14 protein-coding genes and 6 pseudogenes are annotated in these 22363 nt (G+C 67.1%); 11 read left to right on the forward strand and 9 right to left on the reverse strand.

The window, feature by feature from the left end; all coding sequences use genetic code 11:
• Together ABZ576_RS33730 and ABZ576_RS33735 are read right to left on the reverse strand one after the other, a co-directional pair.
• Window positions 1–708 (reverse strand): annotated as a pseudogene (locus tag ABZ576_RS33730) (ATP-binding protein); the annotation flags it as partial.
• A gap of 70 nt (window positions 709–778) precedes the next feature.
• Window positions 779–1057, reverse strand: a complete 279-nt coding sequence (locus ABZ576_RS33735) for a hypothetical protein (protein WP_360749772.1) — start codon at window positions 1055–1057, stop codon at window positions 779–781.
• Here ABZ576_RS33735 and ABZ576_RS33740 point away from each other — a divergent pair.
• From ABZ576_RS33740 to ABZ576_RS33750, 3 genes and pseudogenes are all read left to right on the forward strand, one after another.
• Window positions 1002–1118 (forward strand): annotated as a pseudogene (locus tag ABZ576_RS33740) (transposase); the annotation flags it as partial. The gene ABZ576_RS33735 and the pseudogene ABZ576_RS33740 sit on opposite strands and share 56 nt — an antisense overlap.
• Window positions 1119–1410: 292 nt before the next feature.
• A complete protein-coding gene (locus ABZ576_RS33745) occupies window positions 1411–1644 on the forward strand; it encodes a hypothetical protein (RefSeq protein WP_360749775.1) in 234 nt (77 codons plus the stop codon).
• Between the two features lie 198 nt (window positions 1645–1842).
• Window positions 1843–9006, forward strand: a complete 7164-nt coding sequence (locus ABZ576_RS33750; protein ID WP_360749739.1) for an RHS repeat-associated core domain-containing protein — start codon at window positions 1843–1845, stop codon at window positions 9004–9006.
• An 869-nt stretch (window positions 9007–9875) separates the two neighbouring features.
• Here the strand turns inward: ABZ576_RS33750 and ABZ576_RS33755 are convergent.
• The 3 genes and pseudogenes from ABZ576_RS33755 to ABZ576_RS33765 form a co-directional block, all read right to left on the reverse strand.
• On the reverse strand, window positions 9876–11183 hold the full coding sequence (locus ABZ576_RS33755; RefSeq protein ID WP_360749742.1) for a site-specific integrase: 1308 nt from the start codon (window positions 11181–11183) through the stop codon (window positions 9876–9878).
• Window positions 11183–11410, reverse strand: a complete 228-nt coding sequence (locus ABZ576_RS33760; RefSeq protein WP_360749744.1) for a helix-turn-helix domain-containing protein — start codon at window positions 11408–11410, stop codon at window positions 11183–11185. The genes ABZ576_RS33755 and ABZ576_RS33760 overlap by 1 nt, the downstream gene beginning before the upstream one ends.
• Window positions 11407–12854: pseudogene (locus ABZ576_RS33765) on the reverse strand (replication initiator). The gene ABZ576_RS33760 and the pseudogene ABZ576_RS33765 overlap by 4 nt, the downstream one beginning before the upstream one ends.
• Window positions 12855–13675: 821 nt before the next feature.
• Between ABZ576_RS33765 and ABZ576_RS33770 the strand changes: the two are divergent.
• The 3 genes and pseudogenes from ABZ576_RS33770 to ABZ576_RS33780 all read left to right on the forward strand — a co-directional run bounded on the left by ABZ576_RS33770 (window position 13676) and on the right by ABZ576_RS33780 (window position 14966).
• Window positions 13676–13999: a hypothetical protein gene (locus ABZ576_RS33770; protein WP_360749747.1), complete on the forward strand. Its 324-nt coding sequence runs from the start codon at window positions 13676–13678 to the stop codon at window positions 13997–13999.
• Between the two features lie 69 nt (window positions 14000–14068).
• A pseudogene (locus ABZ576_RS33775) lies at window positions 14069–14407 on the forward strand (transposase); the annotation flags it as partial.
• A gap of 235 nt (window positions 14408–14642) precedes the next feature.
• A complete protein-coding gene (locus ABZ576_RS33780; protein ID WP_360749750.1) occupies window positions 14643–14966 on the forward strand; it encodes a hypothetical protein in 324 nt (107 codons plus the stop codon).
• Window positions 14967–14971: 5 nt separating this feature from the next.
• Here the strand turns inward: ABZ576_RS33780 and ABZ576_RS33785 are convergent.
• Window positions 14972–15460, reverse strand: a pseudogene (locus tag ABZ576_RS33785) (IS5 family transposase); the annotation flags it as partial.
• On the opposite strand from ABZ576_RS33785, the pseudogene ABZ576_RS33790 reads away from it, so the two are divergent.
• The 3 genes and pseudogenes from ABZ576_RS33790 to ABZ576_RS33800 all read left to right on the forward strand — a co-directional run.
• Window positions 15453–15659, forward strand: a pseudogene (locus tag ABZ576_RS33790) (IS5/IS1182 family transposase); the annotation flags it as partial. The pseudogenes ABZ576_RS33785 and ABZ576_RS33790 sit on opposite strands and share 8 nt — an antisense overlap.
• Window positions 15660–15705: 46 nt before the next feature.
• Entirely contained in the window at window positions 15706–16242 is a 537-nt protein-coding gene (locus ABZ576_RS33795; RefSeq protein WP_360749753.1) for a hypothetical protein, read from the forward strand.
• Window positions 16243–16506: 264 nt separating this feature from the next.
• Entirely contained in the window at window positions 16507–17085 is a 579-nt protein-coding gene (locus ABZ576_RS33800; RefSeq protein ID WP_360749756.1) for a hypothetical protein, read from the forward strand.
• Window positions 17086–17094: 9 nt separating this feature from the next.
• On the opposite strand, the gene ABZ576_RS33805 is transcribed toward ABZ576_RS33800, so the two are convergent.
• Window positions 17095–17592 carry a transposase family protein gene (locus tag ABZ576_RS33805; RefSeq protein WP_360749759.1) on the reverse strand — a complete coding sequence of 166 codons (498 nt, stop codon included), beginning with the start codon at window positions 17590–17592 and terminating at the stop codon, window positions 17095–17097.
• 389 nt (window positions 17593–17981) lie between these two features.
• Here ABZ576_RS33805 and ABZ576_RS33810 point away from each other — a divergent pair, with 389 nt between their 5' ends.
• Together ABZ576_RS33810 and ABZ576_RS33815 are read left to right on the forward strand one after the other, a co-directional pair.
• Window positions 17982–18377: a hypothetical protein gene (locus tag ABZ576_RS33810; RefSeq protein ID WP_360749762.1), complete on the forward strand. Its 396-nt coding sequence runs from the start codon at window positions 17982–17984 to the stop codon at window positions 18375–18377.
• A 589-nt stretch (window positions 18378–18966) separates the two neighbouring features.
• A complete protein-coding gene (locus ABZ576_RS33815; RefSeq protein ID WP_360749765.1) occupies window positions 18967–20466 on the forward strand; it encodes a replication-relaxation family protein in 1500 nt (499 codons plus the stop codon).
• A gap of 325 nt (window positions 20467–20791) precedes the next feature.
• Here ABZ576_RS33815 and ABZ576_RS33820 read toward each other — a convergent pair whose 3' ends face one another.
• Both ABZ576_RS33820 and ABZ576_RS33825 read right to left on the reverse strand, forming a co-directional pair.
• Window positions 20792–21382, reverse strand: a complete 591-nt coding sequence (locus ABZ576_RS33820; protein WP_360749768.1) for an AAA family ATPase — start codon at window positions 21380–21382, stop codon at window positions 20792–20794.
• A gap of 22 nt (window positions 21383–21404) precedes the next feature.
• Window positions 21405–22061 carry an ATP-binding protein gene (locus ABZ576_RS33825; RefSeq protein ID WP_360749770.1) on the reverse strand — a complete coding sequence of 219 codons (657 nt, stop codon included), beginning with the start codon at window positions 22059–22061 and terminating at the stop codon, window positions 21405–21407.
• Between the last annotated feature and the right edge of the window lie 302 nt (window positions 22062–22363).

The following is a 22363-nucleotide window of genomic DNA, read 5'->3' on the forward strand; positions in this document are numbered from 1 at the left end:
GGCGGGGAGGGGGCCGCAGGTGATGAGGGTGGCGCGGTCGGCGAGCTGGGCGCCGCGGGTGCCGGTGAACAGGGGTGTGTCGGTGACGTTGATGCTGGCGTAGACGAACGTGGCGGGCAGGCGTTCGGTGAGGTCTTTGATGAGGTCGGCGGTTTGGGCGCCGGTGGTGGTGCGGGGGTTGAGGCGGTGGATTTCGTCGATGAGGACGAGTTGGACGCCGGCGGCGGTGTAGGTGTGGCAGACGGCGTCGGTGATCTGGGTCTGGGTCATGCGGGTGGTTACGGGATGCCGAGGTAGCGGGCGAACTCGGTGATGAGGGTTTTCGCGGTGGCGCCGGGCGGGACCAGGACGTACGCCACGGGTGCCGTGGCGTGGGCTGATCCGGGCGGTGCGGGGTGTTTGCGCAGGTGGGCGAGGTGGCAGGCGCGGCCGACGTTCAGCAGGGCGGTGGGTTTCCCGGCTGCGGCGGGTCCGGTGACGATCAGGGAGGGCCGTGCGGTGGGCTGCTGGTGGCGGCCGAGGATCATCAGGGTGCGGACCTGGGTGGCGAGGGTGTGGATGGCGGGGGTGCGGATGGTGACGAACGCGGAGTGGGAGGCGAGGCGTTCGTCGCGGCTGCGGGGCGGGTCATCGGGCTGGGGCGGGGCGGGGCGGGCGGGTCGGTGGTGGCGAAGCGGCGAAGCGGTGCCAGCCCTGCCAGGTGGTCAGGGGCCAGGAAGGTTCAACCGTGTCGTCGCTGCCCGCGTCGGCGGGTGCGCTGGGCGGTGGGGGCGGGTGTTCACCACTTGTCGGCTTCCTCGTATGCGTCGTAGAGCCCGAAGCCGGCGGCCGCGGCGGGGCGGGTGTCGTCGTCGAGGTCGTCGTTGCTGTCGTCCTCGCCGTGTTGTGCCGGCTCGCCGGTGGTGGGGCCGGCGGTGCCAGGGTGCGGATGCTGGGCTACGAGGACCGGCGTGGTGGTGGCACGAGCGAGGAGGGCTTGTTGCCGAAATCGGCGACGACCGGTCGCCGCCGAAATCGGCGACGACCGGTCGCGCTTCGCCGACGCCAGAGCGCTCAAGTCCTACGCCGGCTCCGCCCCGATCACCCGCGCCTCTGGCAAGAAACACCGCTTTATCGGACAGCTCCAGAAGCTGGCCAGGACCGCCAACCACGGCTGGCACGGGCGCTCTGGCCTGCTCTGCAGACACGAGCGCGAGGCCCACCGCCTCAAGGTCTGCGAGTACGAAGGCGCGGTCGCCGAACGCGACGAGCACCGTGACGAGGTGGTGGAGGCCGCCGGAATCCTGGCCACGCGGCCGCGCACGTCCCGCGAGTTCAAGCAGGCCGTCATGGACTTCGGCATGTCCCGCACCCTCGCCGAGAGGCACGATCAGGGGGGTCTGGCAACTGGCCGGCCGCGCCCAGGCCGCATTGGCCCAGGACGATTCTCTGAGGCAGGCGAAGGCGTCGCTGATCGAGCAGGGTGACAAGGCGGAGAGGAAGCTGAACTGGCTGCTGCGCGGCCGTCTGGCCGACGCGATCCGCGACCGCGCCTGGAACGCTGGACGGCATGAACAGCGAGGGATGAGCGGCTGGTGCGTGGCCTGTTCAGCCGGTACCGCTCCCGCGTCAGAGCACTGGTTCGTGATTGAGATCACGTGGTGACTTGGGAACCGGAAGTTGTTGTCCCTGTTCACGGGTACTTCACAGGATTTACAGTCTCGCTTCACTGATCAACTTCTGGCTTGAGCTGGCCGTGGCTGCGGTGTGGCACGTCAGTTCGGTTGGTTGGCGTGTGTTCTGTCTGTATTGGGCTGCTGGCTCCTGCGTGTGCGCGGGAGCTGGTGTGGGGTGGGAGCTGTGATGGCTGCTCGGCGTGCGCGCCTCCTTTCCGTTGGTGTGGCGGGTGCGGTGCTGGCGGGTTTGTTGTCGACGGTGTCGGTGGTGGCGCCGCAGCAGGCGGCCGCGGCGGGGGGTGATCCAACGCCGTTGGTGCCGTCGCAGTCGCTGGGGACGGTTCCGGCGCAGCAGGCGGAGGAAGCGGGTAAGGCGCTGCCGGCCCCGAAGTGGCCGGCTGCCGGTGAGGCGACGGTCGACTTGTCGCAGGTGGCGCCCGGTGATCCGGGCACCGTGACGCCCGAGCCGTCTGCGTCGGTGAGTGGCGATTCCACGGAGGTCGCCGACGTGGTGGAGGTTGCGCCCGTTGCCGATGACGCCGGCACCACTGCCCAGTTGTCTCGCGCACAGCTCGTGGCCGACGGCACGCCCTCACCGACCCCCGTCGACTCGGACAGCCCTCAGGCGGTCGCCAGTGCTTCCGTGAGTGCCGATACGAGTCAGAGCCCGTCGGTGCAGCCGTCGGAGCCGGCGTCGACGCAGCCCGCCGGTGACACGGAGACGGTATCCCCTGACGAGGTTAGTGTCCGGGTGTTGGACCGCGAGGACGTCGCCGTGGCCGGTGGCGTGGGCCTGGGACTGCAGGTGATACGTACTGACGGGGTGACGTCGCCTGGGCAGGTCCAGGTCGCCATCGACTACTCGGGTTTCAAGTACGCCTATGGCGGCGACTTCGCGTCTCGGCTGCGGCTGATGAAGCTGCCGGCGTGTGCGCTGCAGACGCCCGAGGCTGAGGGGTGCACCGATCGTGGGTTCGTGCCGGTCGACAACGACACTGTGAAGGGCACGCTGACTGCGACGGTAGAGGCCGAGCCCGATACCGACGGCCTGTCCACGCAACTGGACAGCGGATCGAGCTCCGTGTACGCGCTGAGCACCGGATCGTCCTCGGACAAGGGCGACTACCGGGCGTCCACCCTTTCCCCGACCGGATCATGGGGGGTTGCGACTGGGTCGGGAGCCTTCACTTACAGCCTTCCGGTCAGTCTGCCGGCACCGGCAATGGGGTCGGCGCCTTCGCTGGGTCTGTCCTATAACTCGCAGTCGGTGGACGGGCGTACCTCGGCGACGAACAACCAGGCCTCATGGGTCGGTATGGGCTGGGAGCTGGGCACCGGCTACATCGAACGCCGATACCAAAACTGCACCCAGGACGGGCTGAAAGACATCGGCGACATGTGCTGGGACTCCCCGAACTCCAGCAAGGAGCCGGACGGCGCGATCTACGCCGTGAACCTCAACGGAGTCACCTCGACGCTGGTGCAGGACAACAACGGCACTGGTTCGTATCACGTGCAGGACGACCCGGGCTGGCGCGTGCAACACCTGACGGGTGGACACGGTGCGGATGACGAGTACTGGGTGATCTCCGCCCAGGACGGGACTCGCTACTACTTCGGCTGGGGACGCTCCGAACGCACTGGGGTCGCGACCTCGTCGGTGTTCACCGAGCCCGTCGTCGGCAACGATCCCGGTGAGCCGTGCCACGATCAGTTCCCCGAGCCGTGTGCCCAGGCCTGGCGATGGAACCTCGACCGCGTGGCGGATGCCAATGAGGTGGAGTCCGTCTACTTTTACGACAAGGAGTACAACTACTACCGGTCGGTCGCCAACACCGACAAGGCCCGCAAGTACACCGCGAGCGGCTACCTCGCCTCCATCGAGTACGGCTGGCCGACTCAGATCGCGAACGCCAAGCCGACAGGCAAGGTCGAGCTGACCCACGTAGGCCGCTGCGTGGAGCGCATGTCGGACGTAGACCCGCTGCGTAGCGAGCCGAAACCGTGTCCGTCGATCTCCTCCAGCCCCACCTCGTATCCGGACGTGCCGGTCGACTTGATGTGCGACGGCACGTCGGCCGATTACTACTGCGCGGGCAAGACGTACTACCCGACGTTCTTCAGCAAGGACATGCTGTGGGACATCAAGACCTACGTGCTGAGCACCAGCATGGATGGCTGGGACCTGGTGCAGCAGTACCAGACCAAGCACGGCCTGCCAAACCCCGACGGGTCGATCGGCAAGACACTGTGGCTGGACTACGTGCAGCGCAAGAGCTACGGGTCGGGTACGGACATCGTCCTGCCGGTCATCAACTTCAACGGCATCGACCTGGACAACAAGGTCGGCTCCACCGAACTGAACTTCCGCCGCATCGACACCATTCACGGTGACCTCGGCGCCACCACCACGGTCACCTACGGCTCACCCAACCCGTGCAGCGCGGACAGCCTGCCCACCGAGTCTTCCAACACCAAGGACTGTTTCTGGCAGAAGTGGACTCCTGAGGGAGAGACAGAGGCCAAGAAGGGCTGGTTCAAGAAGTTCCTGGTCACCAAGGTGACCGTCGACCCGACGGTCACCAGCAACCAGGATGGTGCCCCGGAGATGACCACCAGCTACGACTATCAGGGCGGAGCCGGCTGGCGATTCGCCAACGACCCTCTCGTCAAGGATGAGGACGAATCCTGGTCCGATTGGCGCGGCTACCAGCGTGTGGAGGTCACCAGCGGCACCGGCGCAGTCAAACGGTCCACCTTCCACTGGCTCTACCGCGGCCTGGACGGTGACCGCACCTCCAAAACCGACCCCTCCGCCACCCGCTCCGTCACGGTCACCGACGGCGAAGGCATCTCCTACACCGACTCACTCTGGCTGCAGGGCCGCACCATCGAGACCTCCAGCCGCGACGATGCCGGCAATTCCCACGCGCACGTCTTCCACCACTACTGGACCCACAACACGGCCCAGTACGAAGGCTTGCCCGACGCCCGCTTCGTCCGAGAAGACCAGACCACCACCGAGACGAAAATCCCGACCGGCTGGCGCACCCACATCGTCCAGAACGAGTACGACGACAGCACCGACACCTCCGCCCTCTACGGGCTCCCCTTGCGCACCGACGACCAAGGCGAAAAGGGAGTCGCAGACAACCGTTGCACCACGCTCGGCCGCGCCTACAACACGGACCTGTACGAGGGCACCAGCATTCAGCGCTGGACGGTAGTGGTCGACGAAACCCGGCACTACACCACGGGCTGCACCGACCGTGGCGAGTCCAACCAGGACGGCTACACCGCCACCCTGTACGACAACGCCTCCACCGCGGCCGGCAACAAGCCCGTAGACGGCAATCCGACCGAGCTGCGCACCTACACCACCTCTGGCACATACCAGAAGGTGAAGTACGGGTTCGACCAGGCGGGCCGGGCCATCTGGACCGAGGACGCGGACGCCAATCGCACCACCACGACCTATGACCCGAACTACACCTGGCCGCTGAACGGCGTCACCACCACGACACCCGACCCCGACGGGCTCGCTGGCGGACGCGGGCCGCTTACAAGCACCGTCTGGATGTCCCGTTTCTGGGGCACTGCGTACCAGACAAAGGATCCCAACGGGAACATCACCAAGATCTCCCTGGACGCGGCAGGCCGCACCACCGAGATTTGGCAGCCCACCGAGACCGGCACCTCGCCATCGCGGAAATACAGCTACACCATCCCCACCTCCACCATCGGCGGCGTACCGGATTCGGTCGACGGCTACCCCCGCGTGGCCACGTCCACCCTGCAGTCCGGCACGACCTACCTGTCGTCCTTTGCCTACTCCGATGGCCTCGGCCGAGCCCGCGAAACGCAGACCCCACTCCCCGACGGCACCGACTCCACGGGAGCGGAGGTCCCCAACCGGCAGGTCGCGGTGACCCGCTACGACACGGCCGGCAACGTCACGGGAACCTCGGCAGTGTTCCGCAGCGAAGGGACGGCGGGCTCGGGTGGCCCGGTCAGCCCCAAGGTCGAGGACCTGCCGTCCTACACCGATCTGACCCTTGACTGGGCCGGCCGCACCACGCAGTCCCAAATTCTCGTCGGGGACGGAACCACTGCACGCGGCGTTGCCGAAGGCCGGGTACAGACCGCCTACTACGGAGACCACACCACCGTCACACCGGCTGTGTCCGCTCCCACCGACACCTACACCGACGTGTACGGGCAGACCTCGAAGGTCGTCGAGCACAGCGGCAGCTCGACCTTCACCACTCAGTACGCCTATAACGCCAAGGGTGCGCTGACCAAGATCACCGATCCGCGCGGCAACGACACCCTCTACACCTACGACTGGGCCGGCAACCGCACCAGAGTCAACGACCCCGATGCCGGTCTCTCCACCACCCAATACGACGACAACGGCCGCATCACCACGGCCAGCAGCAACTTCGATCCGGCCACGGGCTGGGCCAAGACAGTACTCACCTACAGCTACGACGCTCTCGGCCGCGAAACATCCGTTAGCCGCGGCTCCACCGAACTCGCCAGGTGGACCTGGGACGGGATGGGCGTGACTGGCGGAAAAGGCAAGATCACTGCCACGACCAGCCACGACCCGGACGGCAACACCTACACCGTCAGCGCCGGAGGCTTCGACAGCCGCGGTCGCCCGCTGAACACCACCGTCAGCATCCCAACCAACGTGAATGGACTCTCTGGCGACTACACCACCAAGTACGCCTACGACTCCGCCGACCACATCACTGCCGTCACCTACCCCAAGGCCGGTGGCCTCGACGAAGAAACCGTCACCACCACCTATAACACCTACGGCCAGCCCAGCAAACTGGCTTCCGACACGCAGACCTACGTCAAGACGACCACCTACGACGCTTATGGCCTACTGGCCGGCCGCTACTACGGCCCTTCCGTCCTCGATCCCACCACCGTCACCGCACAGCGCACCTACACCTACGACACCGCCCACGGCACCCGCTGGCTGACCGGCCTCACCACAACCACCACCGTCGGCCAATACGCCCAGAAGGAAACCCAGAAGGACACCTACTCCCACAACGCCGACGGAAAGATCACCCAGATACGGGAACAGCCCACAGGCCAGACAGCCCAGTCACAGTGCTTCCAGTACGACCAGCAGGCACGCCTCACCAGCGCCTACACCCGCACCGACGCCTGCACTACGGCCAGCACATCCGACTTCGCAGGTGAGACTCCCTACCAGGCTGCCTACAGCTACGACCGTCTCGGCAACCTGCAGTCCACCACCAGTACAGACGCCAGCGGCAAAACCACCACCCGCGACTACCTCTACCCCGGCTACGACGACGCCGGCACCTGGACGACCGCCAACGCCAACCAGCCGCACGGCGTCCGAAAAATCAACACCATCACCGCCAGCACCACCACCGGAACGGAGTCCCTCACCTACGACGACGCGGGCCGGATGACCCGCCATCTCGAACCCGCGAAGACCTCCGACTACACCTGGACCCCGCTCGGCCAGCTCGCCACCGTCAAAACCACCGACTCCACCGGCACCAAGCTCACCCGATACACCTACGACGCCGACGGCAACCGCCTGGTCCGCACCACGCCCAGCGAGACCGTCGTCTACCTCCCCGGCATGGAGCTGCGCAGCACCGACGGCATCAAAACCACAGCCACCCGCTACTACGCCTGCGGTGGCTCCACCGTGGCAATGCGCACCACCACGGACAACACCACTGCCGGCGGCAAACTCACCTACTTGATGGCCGACACCCAGGCCTCCACGCAAATCGCCATCGACGCCACAACCGGCACCTCAAGCCGCCGCCGATACACCCCCTTCGGCGCCGAACGCAGCGGCACCCTGCCCACCGGTACCAGCAACGGCTTCCTCGGCAAAACCGAGGACACCAGCACGGGCCTGTCCCTCCTCGGAGCCCGCGCCTACGACCCCCGCCTCGCCCGCTTCCTCAGCCCAGACCCCCTCACCACCCCCTACGACCCGCAAAACCTCTCCGCATACAGCTACAGCCGCAACAACCCCATCAACTACAGCGACCCCACCGGCCTGATGTGGGCGGCGCCCAACGGCGAGAAATGCGGCAAGCCGGGATGCGAGCACGAAACGAACGGCGGAGGCGGCGGAGGCGGCGGGGGCGGAACCGGCGCAGGATCAGGCACTGGAGGTGACGGCGCGGCCGGTGCCCTCATGGCCGCCCTGCCGAGCGAGAACAACTGGCCTGGCTGGCGTCTCGTCATCGTTTGGGCCGACTACGGCGGTACTACCCAGGGCGGCGGCTTCTGGGACGCCCCTGTAGGCGACGGTGACAGAACAGCCCAAGCCTGCATCGGCCGAAGCGCATGTAGCGAAGCATTCCGCGTGTACATGGAGACACACGACTTCGCCAAAGCCCGGACCGTCGCAGCCACATACTGTCTCGAGAACCCAAAGCGCTGCGGAATCGACGCGGGCGCCTATGGCGCGATGAAGAGTGCGGCTGAAATGTTCCCGGTCCTCCTTAGCGAGGGATTGGCGGCTCCGCTCGCGAAGGCACTCGGGGGATGCAGCTTTGCCCCCTCCACACCAGTCCTCATGAAGAACGGAAAGACCAAACGCATAGATAAGGTCAAGGTCGGGGATCAGGTAAAGACGGCAGACCCTGCCACAGGTAGGCATCACGGCTCCAAGAGAGTCATCGCCACCTTCAAGAACTCTGACGACGACCTAGTCGACCTGACCATTCGGGACAGCCGCGGCAACACCGGTACTCTGCACACCACCTCCCGCCACCGCCTGTGGGATCAGACAGTGCGCAAGTGGCTGAAGGTGAGCCAGCTCGTCCCAGGTCACCGCATCCGCACTCCAAACAGCGACTCGGTAGTACTCACGGCCAAACGCAAGATCCCCGGCCAGCGCGACATGCGGGATCTCACCGTCGAGGGCCTCCACACGTACTATGTGCTGGCGGGACGGACTCCGGTCCTCGTTCACAATGCAAACTGTGGACCTCACCTGAAGGACTTGCAGAAGGACTATCCCCGGCGCACTGTGGGCATCCTTGACGTCGGAACCGATCAGCTTCCGATGATTAGCGGCCCAGGTGGCCAGTCGGGACTTCTCAAGAACCTCCCAGGTCGTACGAAGGCCAACGGGGAGCACGTGGAGACTCACGCAGCAGCGTTCTTGCGTATGAATCCAGGTATCAGAAAGGCCGTGCTCTACATCGACTACCCGACGGGGACCTGCGGAACATGTAGAAGCACATTGCCCGACATGCTGCCCGAGGGTGTTCAGCTGTGGGTGATCTCGCCGCGTGGGACTGAAAAATTCACGGGACTTCCTGACTGAGTCAGGAAAGTAATCGGCGGCCGATCCAGGTGGATCGGCCGCCGATTCGTGTTTCACTATCTACCAGGGCAGTGGTTCATCGGTTGTGTAGTCCTGAACGCCGGAGTATGAGCGCCACTTGACTCCTGGCATATTCTCCGCCCAGGAGAGATCGCCTGGCGCCCTCGCTGCGAGGGTGATGTCATGACCCGCGTCGGGATCGTCGCTCGGGTGGACGAGGGCCAGCCAGCTCTCGCCGAGGAGGATGCGCGAATCGCGGGCCGGCCAGTTCCACGCAGGGAAGGGGAGCTCATGGCTTCCTTCCCGAGACCAGAGCCAATCTGCCGGGACTCCTTGCGCCACTTTCGTCGCAGGAGCCCCCAGGATTGCCTCCAGGATCGTGGCGTGAATCAAGAAATCTGAGAGCCGCTCGCCAGTCCGTCGCCACGGGGTCGGTTCGTCGGACGGCTCTCGTTCATACACGGAGCAATCTTCACTTTCCGGGTCGAATGCCCAAACCCAAGTTCCTTGGTTCTCAACCCAGAACGGAATCTTTCCGTCTTCTGCTGCGAGTTCTGCGAGGGGGATGGCGTAGTTGTGTGAAGTGATCTCCCCGCCCCACTGGGCAGAGATTTCATGCCACTCGACAAGCACCCTGGGTGCGTCAGGCGATTCCCCCAGTCTCGCATTGGGTGATTTCGGGGCGCCGTACCACCTCCGCAGAAATTGCAGCAGGCTCGGGCTGTCCGTGGGGGCGAGAGAGTTCATGTGAGACATTATGCGACACGTGCCGGGCGTCGGCGTGGGCTGATCGGTAAATCGCTAAAGCAAAACGGGAGCCCCGTAGGTGGGGCTCCCGTGGGCCATGACGGCAGTAGTTGACGGCAACGTCAGCGGACGGGGACGGCGGAGGGTGGCGGTTCATCGCCTTCGTCCCGGGCCGTATGGCTGCTCTCCGGGCTGCCGAGCGCGGTGCCGAGGGCGTCGATGGCGTCGCGCTGGAGGCGGAGTCGGACGTGGGCGTAGACGGTGGCGGTGACGCCGATGTGGGCGTGGCCGAGGAGTTCCTTGATCACGACGAGTTCGATGCCCTGTTCCAGGAGGAGGGTGGCGGTGGAGTGGCGGAGGTCGTGGAAGCGGATGCGGCGGAGGCCGGCCTTGCGGAGGAGCGTGGTGAAGGTGCGGGTGATGTTGGTCGGGTCGATCGGTCTGCCCTGCGCAGTGGTGAACACGTGCCCGTCGTGCTGCCAGGTGGTGCCCGCGGCCTCATGTTCGCGCTGCTGCTGTTCGTGGTGGAGCTTCAGCGAGTGGACGCAGCGGGTGGGAAGGGCGATGCGGCGCTCGGAGGCCCGCGTCTTGGTGGGCAGCGTGGTGAGCCCGCCTGCGGCGGTGCGCTGCAAGGTTCGGCGGATTGCGGCGGTGCCCGCGTCGAGGTCGAGGTCTTCCCAGTGCAGGCCGAGGAGTTCGCCCTTGCGGAGTCCGGTGTGGAGGGCGAGTTCGAACAGCGCGCGCAACCGGTGTCCGCGCGCTGCGGTGAGGAGGTGGCGGGCTTCGCCGGCGGTGAGGGGTTCGAAGCGTCGGGGCCGTGGGGTGCCGGTGCGGACGTTGCGGGCGACGTTGCGCGGGATCTCTTCCTCCCGGACGGCGTGCTCCAGGGCGGACTTGAGCACGGAGTGGATGTAGGTGAGCGTCAGCGGGGAGAGCAGCTTGTGGCAGCACTGGCCGGCGGCGCAGCAGCGAGGCTGGTCGCGCCGGGCGTCGAGGCCGCGCGTGCAGCACTGGCAGGTGGTGCGGAGCTGGTTGAGCCAGGTGCGGACGTCCTTGGCGGTGAGCTTGGCCAGCTTCTTCTTGCCAAGGCCGGGGATGAGGTACCGGTGGACGCAGGTGGTGTAGCGGGTGTGGGTGTTCTCGCGGAGGTGGTGGATGGCGACGTTCTCCAGCCAGTACGTCAGGTACGGGGCCACGCTGCCCTGCGCGGAGGGGACGGGGAGGCCGCGGTTGCTGGCGGCGATCTTCTCGGTGAGCTTGGCCAGGGCGTCTTTGCGGGTGGTGCCGTAGACGCGAACACGGCGGCGGGTGTTGCCGGGGGCGAGGACGTATCCGGCGGCTTCCCAGCGGCTGTCCTTGCGCTGGTAGACGGTTCCGTCGCCGTTGGCGCGCACACGGCGGGAGGCGGGGGTGTCTCGGGGTGTGGTCATCAGGCGGCGGCTTCCTGGTCGAGGCGGGTGCGGATGAAGTCGGTGAGGGCGTGGGCGGGGATGCGTCGGGCGCGGCCGAGGGTGATTGAGGCGAGCTGGCGGGTGCGGAGCTGGTCGTAGACGGCGGAGCGGCCGAGCTGGAGGCGGGCCATGACCTGGGGCACGGTCAGCAGCTCTTCCGGCGTATTCAGTCCCCGCCGGCGTGGGGCGGGTTCCTGTGCGTTCATCCGCAGCCCCCTTCGGCGATGAACCGACGTTCCAGTTCCCGGCGATGCCAGACGTGGGCCGCGAGGAGCGCGCCGCCGGGGCTGTAGCCCGAGCCCTGGCTGGCCCAGTGGCCGACGACGAGGGTGGTGTCCGGGTCCGGCTCGGGCAGGTCGGCGTGGGCGCGGGCCTGTTCGGTGCGCCAGGCGCGGCGGGCGGCGCGCAGCGCGCCCAGGGTGGTCGAGTAGGCGCGGGACTTGGTGGAGAAGTGGCCTCGGAAGCCGAGCATGTGAGCCCACTTCCAGAGCTTGAGATCGGCGAACTCCGGCAGCTTGCCCAGCTCCAGCAAGTGCGGATCATCTGCCGCACGTGCCGAGCGACAGCGAGCCGGGGCAATGGCCGGGCCTGTCCGGTGCCGTCGCAGACGGCGCACGGGAGCGAGGTTCCGTTAGGGAGGACGGTGGCACCGCGCCCCTGGCAGGGACGGCAGAACAGGGCACGATCGAGGGTGCCGGAGGCATCGGCGGACTTGGTGGCGTACTTCGCCACGTAGGCGGCCACGGCCTGGTCGGTGAATTCGGCGTCGGTGCCGAAGGCCGTAATCTCGCGTACGTCGAGCTGTTCGCCCCAGGAGAGTTCGCGTTCCCCGACCGCGTCCGACTCGACCCTGACGCGGACCCGCGAGGCGGCGGCGCGGACGGCGTCGGTGAGCACGGCGACGGCGGCGTACGGCGGCGGGGGTTGGCTGCTGCCGTTCGGGCCGTCGAGCCGGATGACGGCGTGGAAGTGGACCAGGCCACGCTGCTGGTACTCGGCGACCTTGGCGAAGGAGACCCGCAGGACCGCGTGGGCGGCCTTCTGGGTCATGCCGAGCCGGGCGGCGATCTCCCGGCGCAGGTAGGTGGTGAAGCGGGCCCACAACGCTCCGGCGTGGGCGTTGAAGAGGACCGCGCCCGCGTAGTCGTACGTTGCCGGGTTCAGCGGCGTCCCGAGCAGCGGGTCCGCGGGGCCGTGGAGCTTGCGGCATCGGCAGGGCCGGACGTCGCCGCCCGGGGTGGTGGGGCGGTTGTGGATGGGGCCGAAGGACGGCGGGGTGAGGGTGACGAAGACACGGGGGTGGGTGCGGACGGCATTGGGCACGGTCTTGCCGCCGGAGAGGCCGGCGCGGATGAGGTGGTAGGTGTCGGCGGCGTAGGTGCGGGAGCAGGCCGGGCAGCGGGAGGCGCGGCGGTTGCCGCACGCGGTGAGCAGGCTGCCCGTGGGCTCGTCGGATGTGGCGTAGGAGCGCAGTACCTCGCCGGTCGTGGTGTCGACGGTGGTGGTGTGGCCGGTCAGGCGGACGGGTTCGGTGCAGCCACCGAGGTGTTCGATCTGCTGCTGTGCGTGGTCGAAGTCGGGGTGGTTGACGAGGTGGAGCAGGTCCCGCACGGCGGGGCTTGCCACGTGGCGCAGGTCCAGGGTGACCATTCGGGGCGTGTCCCTTCTGTCGGGTGTGTGGCCCGGAGCAGTAACCGGCGGTGGATATGGGTGTGTTGGTGCTGCTCGGGGCATGGCGAGCCAGCCCCATCGGGTGGGCGTGGGGTTCAGGGAGAGGAGTTCCGGCCGGTGGCCGGGGTGGCTCAGAGCTGAGCGAGGGCGGCGGTGGCCACCGGCAGGGCGACGCCCATGCGGGTTGCGAGCTGGGCGGCGGTGACCGGCGCTCCGTGCTCGGCGTGGTGGGTGTCCGCGATGCGCCGCGCCGCACTCAGCAGGGCGGCGGGCAGGGCCGGGCGGGAGCCGGTGGCAGGCGTCTTGGCGAGGGCCAGGGCGGGCGCGGGGTCGGGCGTCCGCGTAGCACACGTACTATGTGCTGGCGGGCGAGACTCCGGTCCTCGTGCACAATTCCAGTTGCCCCACAAGTGCCGCCGATGGTGAGCGTTTGCGCAGGCAGCTCGCGCGAGGAGGCTGGCCAGCTTCCAGGGATTCGTTCGGAAGATGACATCTTCGATACCCCATCGGCCCTCAGCGGTGGCGTCACACCGGACCAGGTTCGCCCATTCTTTGCAGGTCGGAAGGGATGGGTCGAAGAGGGCTTAGGTAGAGGTAAGAATTCTGACGGCGGTTGGGTAATTCGCAAATATACAGGTCGCGGAGACCCGACTGGAAGGATGCTCAGATGGAATCCTGGAGGCGGCCATCATGGTGAGGGTGCCTACTGGAGAGTCGTGGGTCCTGAAGGGGATCTGGGGGAGAAATATTCGATGACCGGCGATCGGAAGTTGACGGACTTTCGGCGGTGGGTCATCTCCGTGCTGGATCTGCTCAGCGCGGAGCCCGAAAAACAGTTGCAGTACTTGCAGACGTCGGGGGTGGGAGCAGATGAAATGTTGCTTCTTTTCGACGACTTGCTGCACGTGGCTCGCGCCAGAATGGCTGACGGTTCGCTGAATGGCGAGGATTATCGTTTGCTTCAGGCGGTCGGCGAAAGCGTCAATTCCGTAAGTGAGGGCCCCGAGGAGATTTTGGCTGAGGGTGCACTCGAAGAGGCCGTCGAATGGGAAGAGCTGCGAGTGGCATCTGCGGCTGCAAAGTCAGGTTTGGAGCTGTCCTGGGGTCGGGAAGTCGGCGACTAACTGATCGTTTCAGAGCGAATTGACCTGGGGGTCTTGCGCTCGACGATCTTGGTCAGCAGGGTGTCCGGGATGCGTGCTGATCTTGTCCCTGACGACCTGTGGGAGCGGGTGGCCCTGCTGCTGCCGCCTGCTCCCGAACGGCGCCATCGCCACCCCGGGCGGCTGCGCGTTCCCGACCGAGTGGCACTCGCTGGTGTGATGTATGTACTGCGGACCGGTGTTGCATGGCGTGATGTCCCTGCGGAGGCGGTGGGCTGCTCCGGTGTGACGGCCTGGCGTCGGCTGCGGGACTGGACCGAGGCCGGCGTCTGGCCCCGCCTGCACGCCGCCCTGTTGACCGAGCTTCGCCGCGCCAACCTGCTGGACCTGGACGACTGCTCCGTGGACGGATCGCACGTCCGGGCTCTCAATGAGCGGTGACGACCTGCACAGCCAGCTCAACGTCGCACCCGAACCGGAGTTACGAGACAGGCTTTACTGATCGGTTCAGAATGCCGTCCTGCGGAGACGTTGGCGGCCCATGGAACAATCCCTTCATCCACGGGCTCAGGGGGGATGACTCCGTATGGAACGGGTTGGGGCTGCGCGAGACCTCGTGCTCGGTTACGTCCGCGCTCTGAAGGCGATTGATGAGGCCATGAGGATGGCGATCCCCTCGCTTGAGCAACTGGCGGACGTCGTTGGCCTGGCCCGTTCGCGCCGGATCAGCCGGAGTGATCACATCGGCACCTACTCCTACAAGGTCCATGGGGCAGGGTGCCTCTTCGTTAGCGACAGCGGCACTCAGGTCGATGTGGACTTCGCAGCCGACGGGAGCGAAATCTTCGACCTCTGGCGACTGCGCTGGTATGGACTGAGCCTGCCGGAGCCTCTTGACGTCACGGATCAGGACATACGGTGCGCAGTGCAGTCGCTGCAACCGCTCCTGACCGAGGTGCGGCCGGGGTGGTTCAGCGTAGCCAACTGATCGGCTCAGGATGAGGTTCGTAGGCGGCGGAGGCTTATGAGGCTGCAGGCCAGTTCGAGCAGGCCCTGGTGGAGATCGGCGCGTCGTTCGTAGCGGATGCGGAGCCGTTTGAACTGGTGCAGCCAGGCGAAGGCGGGCTCGACCACCCAGCGGACCTTGCCCAGTCCGGAGCCATGGGCGACGCCGCGTCGCACGGGTTTGATGTCGCGCTTCCGCAGCAGGCGGCGGTACTTGTCGAAGTCGTAGCCCCGGTCGGCGTACAGGCGCCGGGGCTTGTGGCGAGGGCGCCCCCGAAGTCCACGGATGGGTGGGATGGCATCCAGCAGTGGCAGGAGCTGGTTGACGTCGTGGCGGTTGCCGCCGGTGAGGGTGACGGCGAGCGGGGTTCCGTAGCGGTCGACGATCAGGTGGTGCTTGGAGCCGGGGCGACCGCGGCCGACGGGTGAGGGGCCGACGTGATCCCCCCTACGCCGTGATCTCCTAGAGGTGTTCACTGGGCTTCGCCCGCGCCAGTTCCAGCGTCTGGTGCGGGCTGTCCACCGTGAGGGTGGTAGGGCCCTGGGCCCGGACCGGCCGGGCCGTCCGTGGGCGCTGAGGCTGGAGGACCGGGTACTGCTGGTGGCGGTGTACTGCCGCACCAACCTCACCATGCGCCAGCTTGCTCCGCTGCCAAGTCAAGCCATTGCCGGTCGATGCTTCCTTTTCCCCGTTGTAGCACCGTCTGTCTGAATTCAACGCGATGCACTGCACCCTCGTGGACCCGAAGAAGATCCCGGACCTATTCCACCCGTGCGTCACGGAGGACAAGGACAGCCTCTCCGCCATCCGCGGATCGGGCTGCCTGTGCCGCCGGACCTTCTACGACCCCCAGTTCGGGCTGCCCGTCGTGGGCGAGCACTTCAAGCACGCGGGCACCGGCGGCACGGACCAGTGGAGCTACACGACGTACACCCCGCTCGAACTGCGCCCGGACGACGTCTTCAGCCGCTTCTACACCGGCCGCGGTCTGTTCTGGGCCCGGACGGACAAGGGCGTTCTGTCGGTCCTCCCGCAGAGGAACGGCCTGGGCTACGAGATCGGTTACAACGGCGGCGGCCCGCACGCCCTGGCCGCCTACCTCACCCAGGTCGCCACCACCGACGGGCAGCACACGATCGCCGGCGCCCAGTACGAGGACGCCCACCCGGCGATCCTCGCGTGGACGCAGAGCAAGGCGGCGGACCGTGGCACGAACGAGCTGTCGCTCAGTGACCTCCAGGCCATGATGGCGAGCTGACCGCCGATCGCTGGCCGCGTCGGCGCCCACGGATCGGATGCGGGTGGGGAGTGGAGTCCACTCGGGGAGTGGAGACCACGGTGGTGCACCGGAGTGGGCCTCCGCCAACTTGAAGACGCAGGTCAAAGGGCTGGTGTGACTGGTTCTCGGGGTGCTCACGCCGGTCATGGGCGGGAGTCTGCGGGGTAGATCGTCCGTCAGCTTGCCGCTTAACGTCTGGTACGGAACTCGATCAGTGGACTGTAAGCGGCTTCGAGGGGTGTTGTGGATCTCGGCTCTGTGATCATCGCGGTGGCAGGTGTGGCCGGAACACTGGGAGGATCGTTGCTTACTCAACGTGCCTCTGAGCGGGCAAAACTTCGGGAGATAGAGCTAGTTCGGGACCATGAAGAGGTCCGCGATAACCTCCTGCTTCGACGCACCTGCTATGTGGAGCTCAATCGGGACGCACGTCAGTTCACCACGGCGCTCAGTCAGTTCCTGCATGTCATGCAGGAACGTAGGGCCGAGGAGACCGACCGAGCAGCGCTCGATGAGGCAAAAAGAGCCCACCGTGACACGTACTCCCAAGCGCAGATGATCGCCCCTGACGACGTGCTCGCATCTGCGAGTGAGGTCAACAAAGCCCTGAACAGCGTATACGGCCAGGTCAAACGCCTGGAGCGAGAAACGCCCGCCCCTGAGGAGACAATGGCCGCTGCGTTCCGGGCCCAGGCGGAGGTCTGGGACCTGCTGCGGGCCATGAGGACCGTGATGCGCAGTGACCTCGGGGTGACCTCTGTGAGTGACGACGCGTCGGTACATCTCCCCACCGAGTTGGCCGGTCCTCAAAGCAGGCGTTGAATCACAAGCTCAGCGGTTGACTTCGAGGTTCGTCAGGACGAGCAAAGCGCGCAGGAGTTGGGTGGCGCGGGCGGGGTCGGTGCGGAGCTTGGCGAGGATCCGCCAGTTCTTGAGGTGGGCGAAGCCGTGCTCGACCGGTGCTCGTCCGACGGCGAGGACGCGGTTGGCCTCCTTCTCGCCTCGAGTGAGCTTGTGGGTACGAGTGGCGATGTAGCCGGTGACGATCACGGGGTCGAGGATGTCGTTGTCCAGGCCGCGGAAGCCGAGGTCGGCCAGCGCTCCGAGGTCGGCGGCGCGCAGGTGGGCCAGGATGTGGTCGTGGCGGGCGGCGGTGTTGTCGTGGGTGCGGCCGGGTCGGGCGGCGGATATCCAGATCAGGCGGCCCCTCTCGTCGGTCAGGGCGAGGAAGTGCAGGCCGTGGCTACGGTGCTTGCCTGAGTAGTTTCGCCGGTCGGCCTTGCCGGTGTGACGCTGGGTGCGGATGAGGGTGCCGTCGATCAGGACCACCTCCCGACCCTGCCTGAGCGGCGAGCAGACCGATCAGCTCGTCGCGCCAGCGGCGGACGGTGGATTCGGACACATTGTTTCCGCCGGCCATGTCGGCCAGGCGCTGGTCGTGACGTAGCACGGCCAGGACGATCACCGCGATCTTCCCAGGCGGCAGGACGCGCCACCTGGAGCGAATCGCCTTCAGGTGGCGCCGCAGCAGATTGGCGAGGTGGTTGACGGTGCTCAGTGGAGTCCACCCGGTGCGCTCCACCCGGTGGGGGAGTGCGGTGCATCGTGTGCAACTCATCGCGCCGCGCGCCTACCGGTGCGCCTCCGCGCGCCGCTGTTCTCGGTGGCTGGTGCGCGTGGCGCGCGACGGCCGCCAGGAGCCGGTCTACGATCCGCGCGTGGGACAGACCCCGGCGCAGAAGGCCGCGAAGGCGGCACGCGGGCAGCAGCCGAAGAAGCGGCCCGGCAAGGCGCAGCGCGAGGCGATCAAGCGGGCGCAGGCGGCGAAGAAGACAGCGGCGAAGAAGGCGGTGCCGCTGCCGCGCGGCTCGGTACGCGCCGCCTACCCGGGCACCTGCCCGGCCTGCTTCAAGGACTACGCCAAGGGCGAGGTCATCACGAAGGTGACCGACCGCTGGGGCCACCCCGGCTGCGCGCCCCGGCAGATGTCCGCAGCCGAGCGGGAGTTCGCCCGGAACAAGGCCCGGATCGAGAGCGGCGAGACGTTCCGCGGCCAGAAGCCCTCGGACTGGCGGCGCGGAGCCTCGCCGTCCAGCACCCGTCCCGCCCGCTGAACTCCGGCCGGACGCTGTGGCGTCGGCCACGGACAAAACCCCACTGCAAGGGTTGGTCAAGGCGAAAACGGACACCTGCCGGGTCTGGCCGTCAGACCGCGGACAAGGGGTCCTTCCTCACGGTGGCCCCGGCCCGTGCGCACATCCGCGCGCGGGCCGGACGACCACCGACCCGGCCAGCAGGCCGGAGGAACGAGGGCACCGTGCCAGTCCCCGACCGACCCACCCCTTCCCGCCGCTCCGAGCGGCCGCGATCCTGGAACCCGACCCCGCTCGCCGTCGCTGCCCGGCCTGGCCGCGCCCGTCGCGTCGGCTGCTGGGCAAGCCTCGGTGAGGCCCTGCCGCCGGCGCTTGCGTTCCCACTGCCGATGCCACCTCCGTGCCCGGCAGCCCCACACCCGGTATTTCCCCTTGTCACCACGGGTTTTCGGACCCGCACGGGATCGTCACAACCCTCTTCTCTCCCCTATGACCTGAGTTGGTTGTCGGTGGTGGGGGAGATTATCGGGTCCGGGGGCCCGGTTCCCTCCACGGCCGGGGGCCGGCGCCCGGCCGCTGGCCGGTCGCGGACGACGGGAGGGCGAGCCTGATGGCGGGCAAGCGCAAGGAGAACGAGGCGGGATCGAGCAACGACCTGCGCGCGGATGTGCTGCGCGTCCTCGGGGTGCTCAAGGTCGCCACCGCCGACCAGATCCAGCGGCTGTCCTCGCCGCACCTGACCTACCGGCACACGACCAAGCTGACGGCCGCTAAGCAGAAGGAAGCCCGCACCGCCTCCCACCGCGCCGCGGTGAACGACCTTCGGCGTCACGGCCTGGCCGTCGACGGCGGCCGCACACGGGGCGGTGAGGAGACCCGGCTGCTCACGAAGGACGGTCTGGCCGCCGCCGCGATCGAACTGGACCGCGAGATAGAAGAGATGGGCGGCATGCCCAAGAGCGCGGGCCGCTCCGGCGCCTCGCACCCGATGACGGTGAACGAGACGGTCATCGCGCTGATCCGCCCGAAGCCGAACCTGAACAAGGTCATGCGGGAGCCGGCCGAAGCGGTCGCGGCCGCGCGGGCCGCCGCCCGTGCACCCGACGGGATCGGCACCCTCGCCTCCTACGCCACCGAGGTCGCGCTCCCGGTGAAGGGCACCTGGAAGAACCCCGCGATCGGCAGCGCCCGCGCCGACATCGTCCTGACCGCCCCGGAGGCCGGGGTGCCGCTGCTGTTCATCGAGGCCGACAACTGCACTGAGGAAGCCGTCCTCATCGCCCAGAAGTTCGACAAGTACGCCCGGTTCTTCCAGCGGCAGGAAAAGGACACCGACGGCATCGAGAAGCCGCTGTGGCGCACCCGCTGGTCCGCGCCCGCCGCCGATGAGTACGAGCGGGTGCACCCGCCGGTCCTGCTCGTCCTCCACGAGGCCGGCCAGCGCTCCGCCAAGAACCAGATGGCCCGGGTCGCCGACCTCACCCGTCACCACTGGCAGGGCCGGTGGCATCCCGATGGCGGCTACCACTCCTACGACCGCTGCATCCCGATCGTGGCGACCACGCTGGACCAGCTGCGCGAACACGGCCCGGCCGGGTCCGCCTTCTGGCGCTTCGGCCGCGACCATCGCCAGCCGCTGCTGGACGCGATTGGCAACGCCCGCCGGGACGCCTACCTCGCCCGCCGCCGCCAGGCCGCCAGGGCACGGCAAATGCTCAGCATGGCCGACGCAGGGCGGTTGTACTCGGGGTCCAGGGCCGCTTCGGTCGAACCGCGTTCTGCGGCGACCATCTCTGCGAGGTCCATTCAGGCGATCGGCCTGGCCAGATGGGTGCCTCGCGGTGCTCCTCGCGGTGCCCGCGGTCTTGGCCGGAGCACATCTCAGTGCAGACGACGTCTCGGGCGCGCTCATGACCATGCTGCCCTGGGCAGTCTTTGCTCTGTGTTTGTGACAGGTTGTTTTGGCTCCACTCGACACTGGAAGTGGCTCCACTTGGGGTGTGACGTGGCCCGGCTGAGGGGCGTCAACCTGGCTCCGGCAAGTTGTTTTGGCTCCACCCCGTTTGGGTGGGTTCTCTGGCCGTGGTGGGGGGCCAGGACGGTAGCGTGAAACGCATCGGATCCGGACCGGACGGAGGGCCCCCGACAGGCTCGACGGACCGCAGGATTTCGACCCGTGTTCGATCCGGGACCGTCGGATTCTCCGATCCGCGGTGGACGTCGGGCATAGGCATTGGCTCGGTCGGCGGAGAATGGGCGGGCTCAGCATGGAAGAGGCCGGCGTCCCTGAGGGGCGCCGACCTCTGTGTGTGCTTGTCGGTTACTGAGATTCCGGGCGTGATGTCGCGCGGCTCCATGGGGCCTGGCCAGCTGTTTCTCTAACCGTTCGGCGATATAACGCAAAGATCGTCAGTAACTTCGCTCAGAGCGTGACGTTAGCTTTCCATCATGCGTTCGGGTGACGCACCATCGTGGACGGATGCGCGGGCGAAGGCTGCGATGTCCGGCAAAGCTGGCTGGTAGCCGTGTGAGGTGTCCACGGTCAGGGTGGGGACGTCCAAGGAGATCGGGACGAAGGAGTCGAGAGAGTGTCCTCCGACGGCGATGGAGTCGAGCAGGTCTTGGTCGCCGTGGGCGGCCCGGTGGGCGTCTTCCCTGGCGCGCTGGATGATGCGGTCGTGGGCAATGTCGGCGTCGGTGGTGCAGCGGATGACGCGGAGATGTGCGAGGCCAGTGAGCGGCTCGAGGTTCGGCCGCCACAGCCGGTCCTGGAAGGCAGCTTCAGCGACCACCGTGACGCTGGCCTTCAGGAGCACCTTCAGTACTCCGAAGAAGGTCTCCAGGGTCGGGTAGTTGAGGGAATCGTCGCCGCCGCTCTGGTAGCCAGGATGGGACATGACCATGCCCTGTTTGATCTCGTCACGGATGATCGCGGGGCATCCGAGGACACGGGCGAGTTCGTGGGCGAGCGTGGTCTTCCCTGTGCCGGGGCCGCCGCTCACGACGACCAGGGTCGGTGTGCTCATCGCGTCTTGGTCTCGTAAGTCGTCACAGCGGCCAGTATGTCGCCCACGAACCCGCTCCCGGAGCCTGTTTCCCGGGACCGACGCATGCTCGCGCATGATTGGGATTGTGTCTGACCGGCCCTGTCAGCCTTGGCGGCGTCTCTTCTGGGTCTGGGCCAGATATTCCGTTCGACGCGATGGCGATCCCCCGTCGTTCCTCGCGTTCGGTGAAGACCTGGAACAGCAGCTTCGCGCCGGTCTTGTCCAGGTCGAGGTAGCCGAACTCGTCCAGACAGAGCAGGTCAACACGCCCGTATCGGGCCAGTGTCCGGTTGAGCTTCTTCTCGTCTGCGGCCTCGGCCAGCTCGTTCACGAGGTTGGCCGTGGTCGTGTAGCGGACCCGCAGGCCCGCCTCGGCGATCGCGGTGCCGATCCCGATCAGCAGGTGGGATTTGCCGGTGCCGGAGTCGCCGATCAGGCAGAGCGGCAGGCCGGCCTTCACCCAGGCCGGGTCGGCGAGGGTGTTGACCTGCTCGGGAACGATGTTCGGGTTCTTGTCGAACTCGAAGTCCTCAAGCCGCTTGGGGCGGGGGAAGTTCGCCTCCCTGACCAGCCGGGCCTTCTTGCGTTCCTCGCGCTGGAGGCACTCGGCTTCCAGCAGGTCGGCCAGGAAGTCCTTGAAGGTGGCCCGCTCCTTCAACGCGGTGGCGGCCAGTTCCTCCCAGCGGGAGCGGATCGTGGTAACGCTCGGAGGGGGGCTTGTTGGTGTATCGGGGGCTTGTTGGCCTGGTGTGTTGTGGGTTTGTTGAGAGAGGTCGGGTGCGCGGTTCCAGCGGGTAGTTCGGGGTGTGAGCTGGGGTTGTGTCGTGTGCGCTGAGTGGGGCCGGGTTTGTTGTGGGTTTCGTTAGCGTGTAAAGGCTCGGTTGGTGTTTGTGCTGGTCAGCGTTGTTTTGGCTGGTCGGTGGGGTGGGGGTTAGCGGTTGTGGGTGGGGCGGTTGTGTT

This window comes from Streptomyces sp. NPDC013455, assembly GCF_040632975.1.
Lineage (GTDB): Bacteria > Actinomycetota > Actinomycetes > Streptomycetales > Streptomycetaceae > Streptomyces.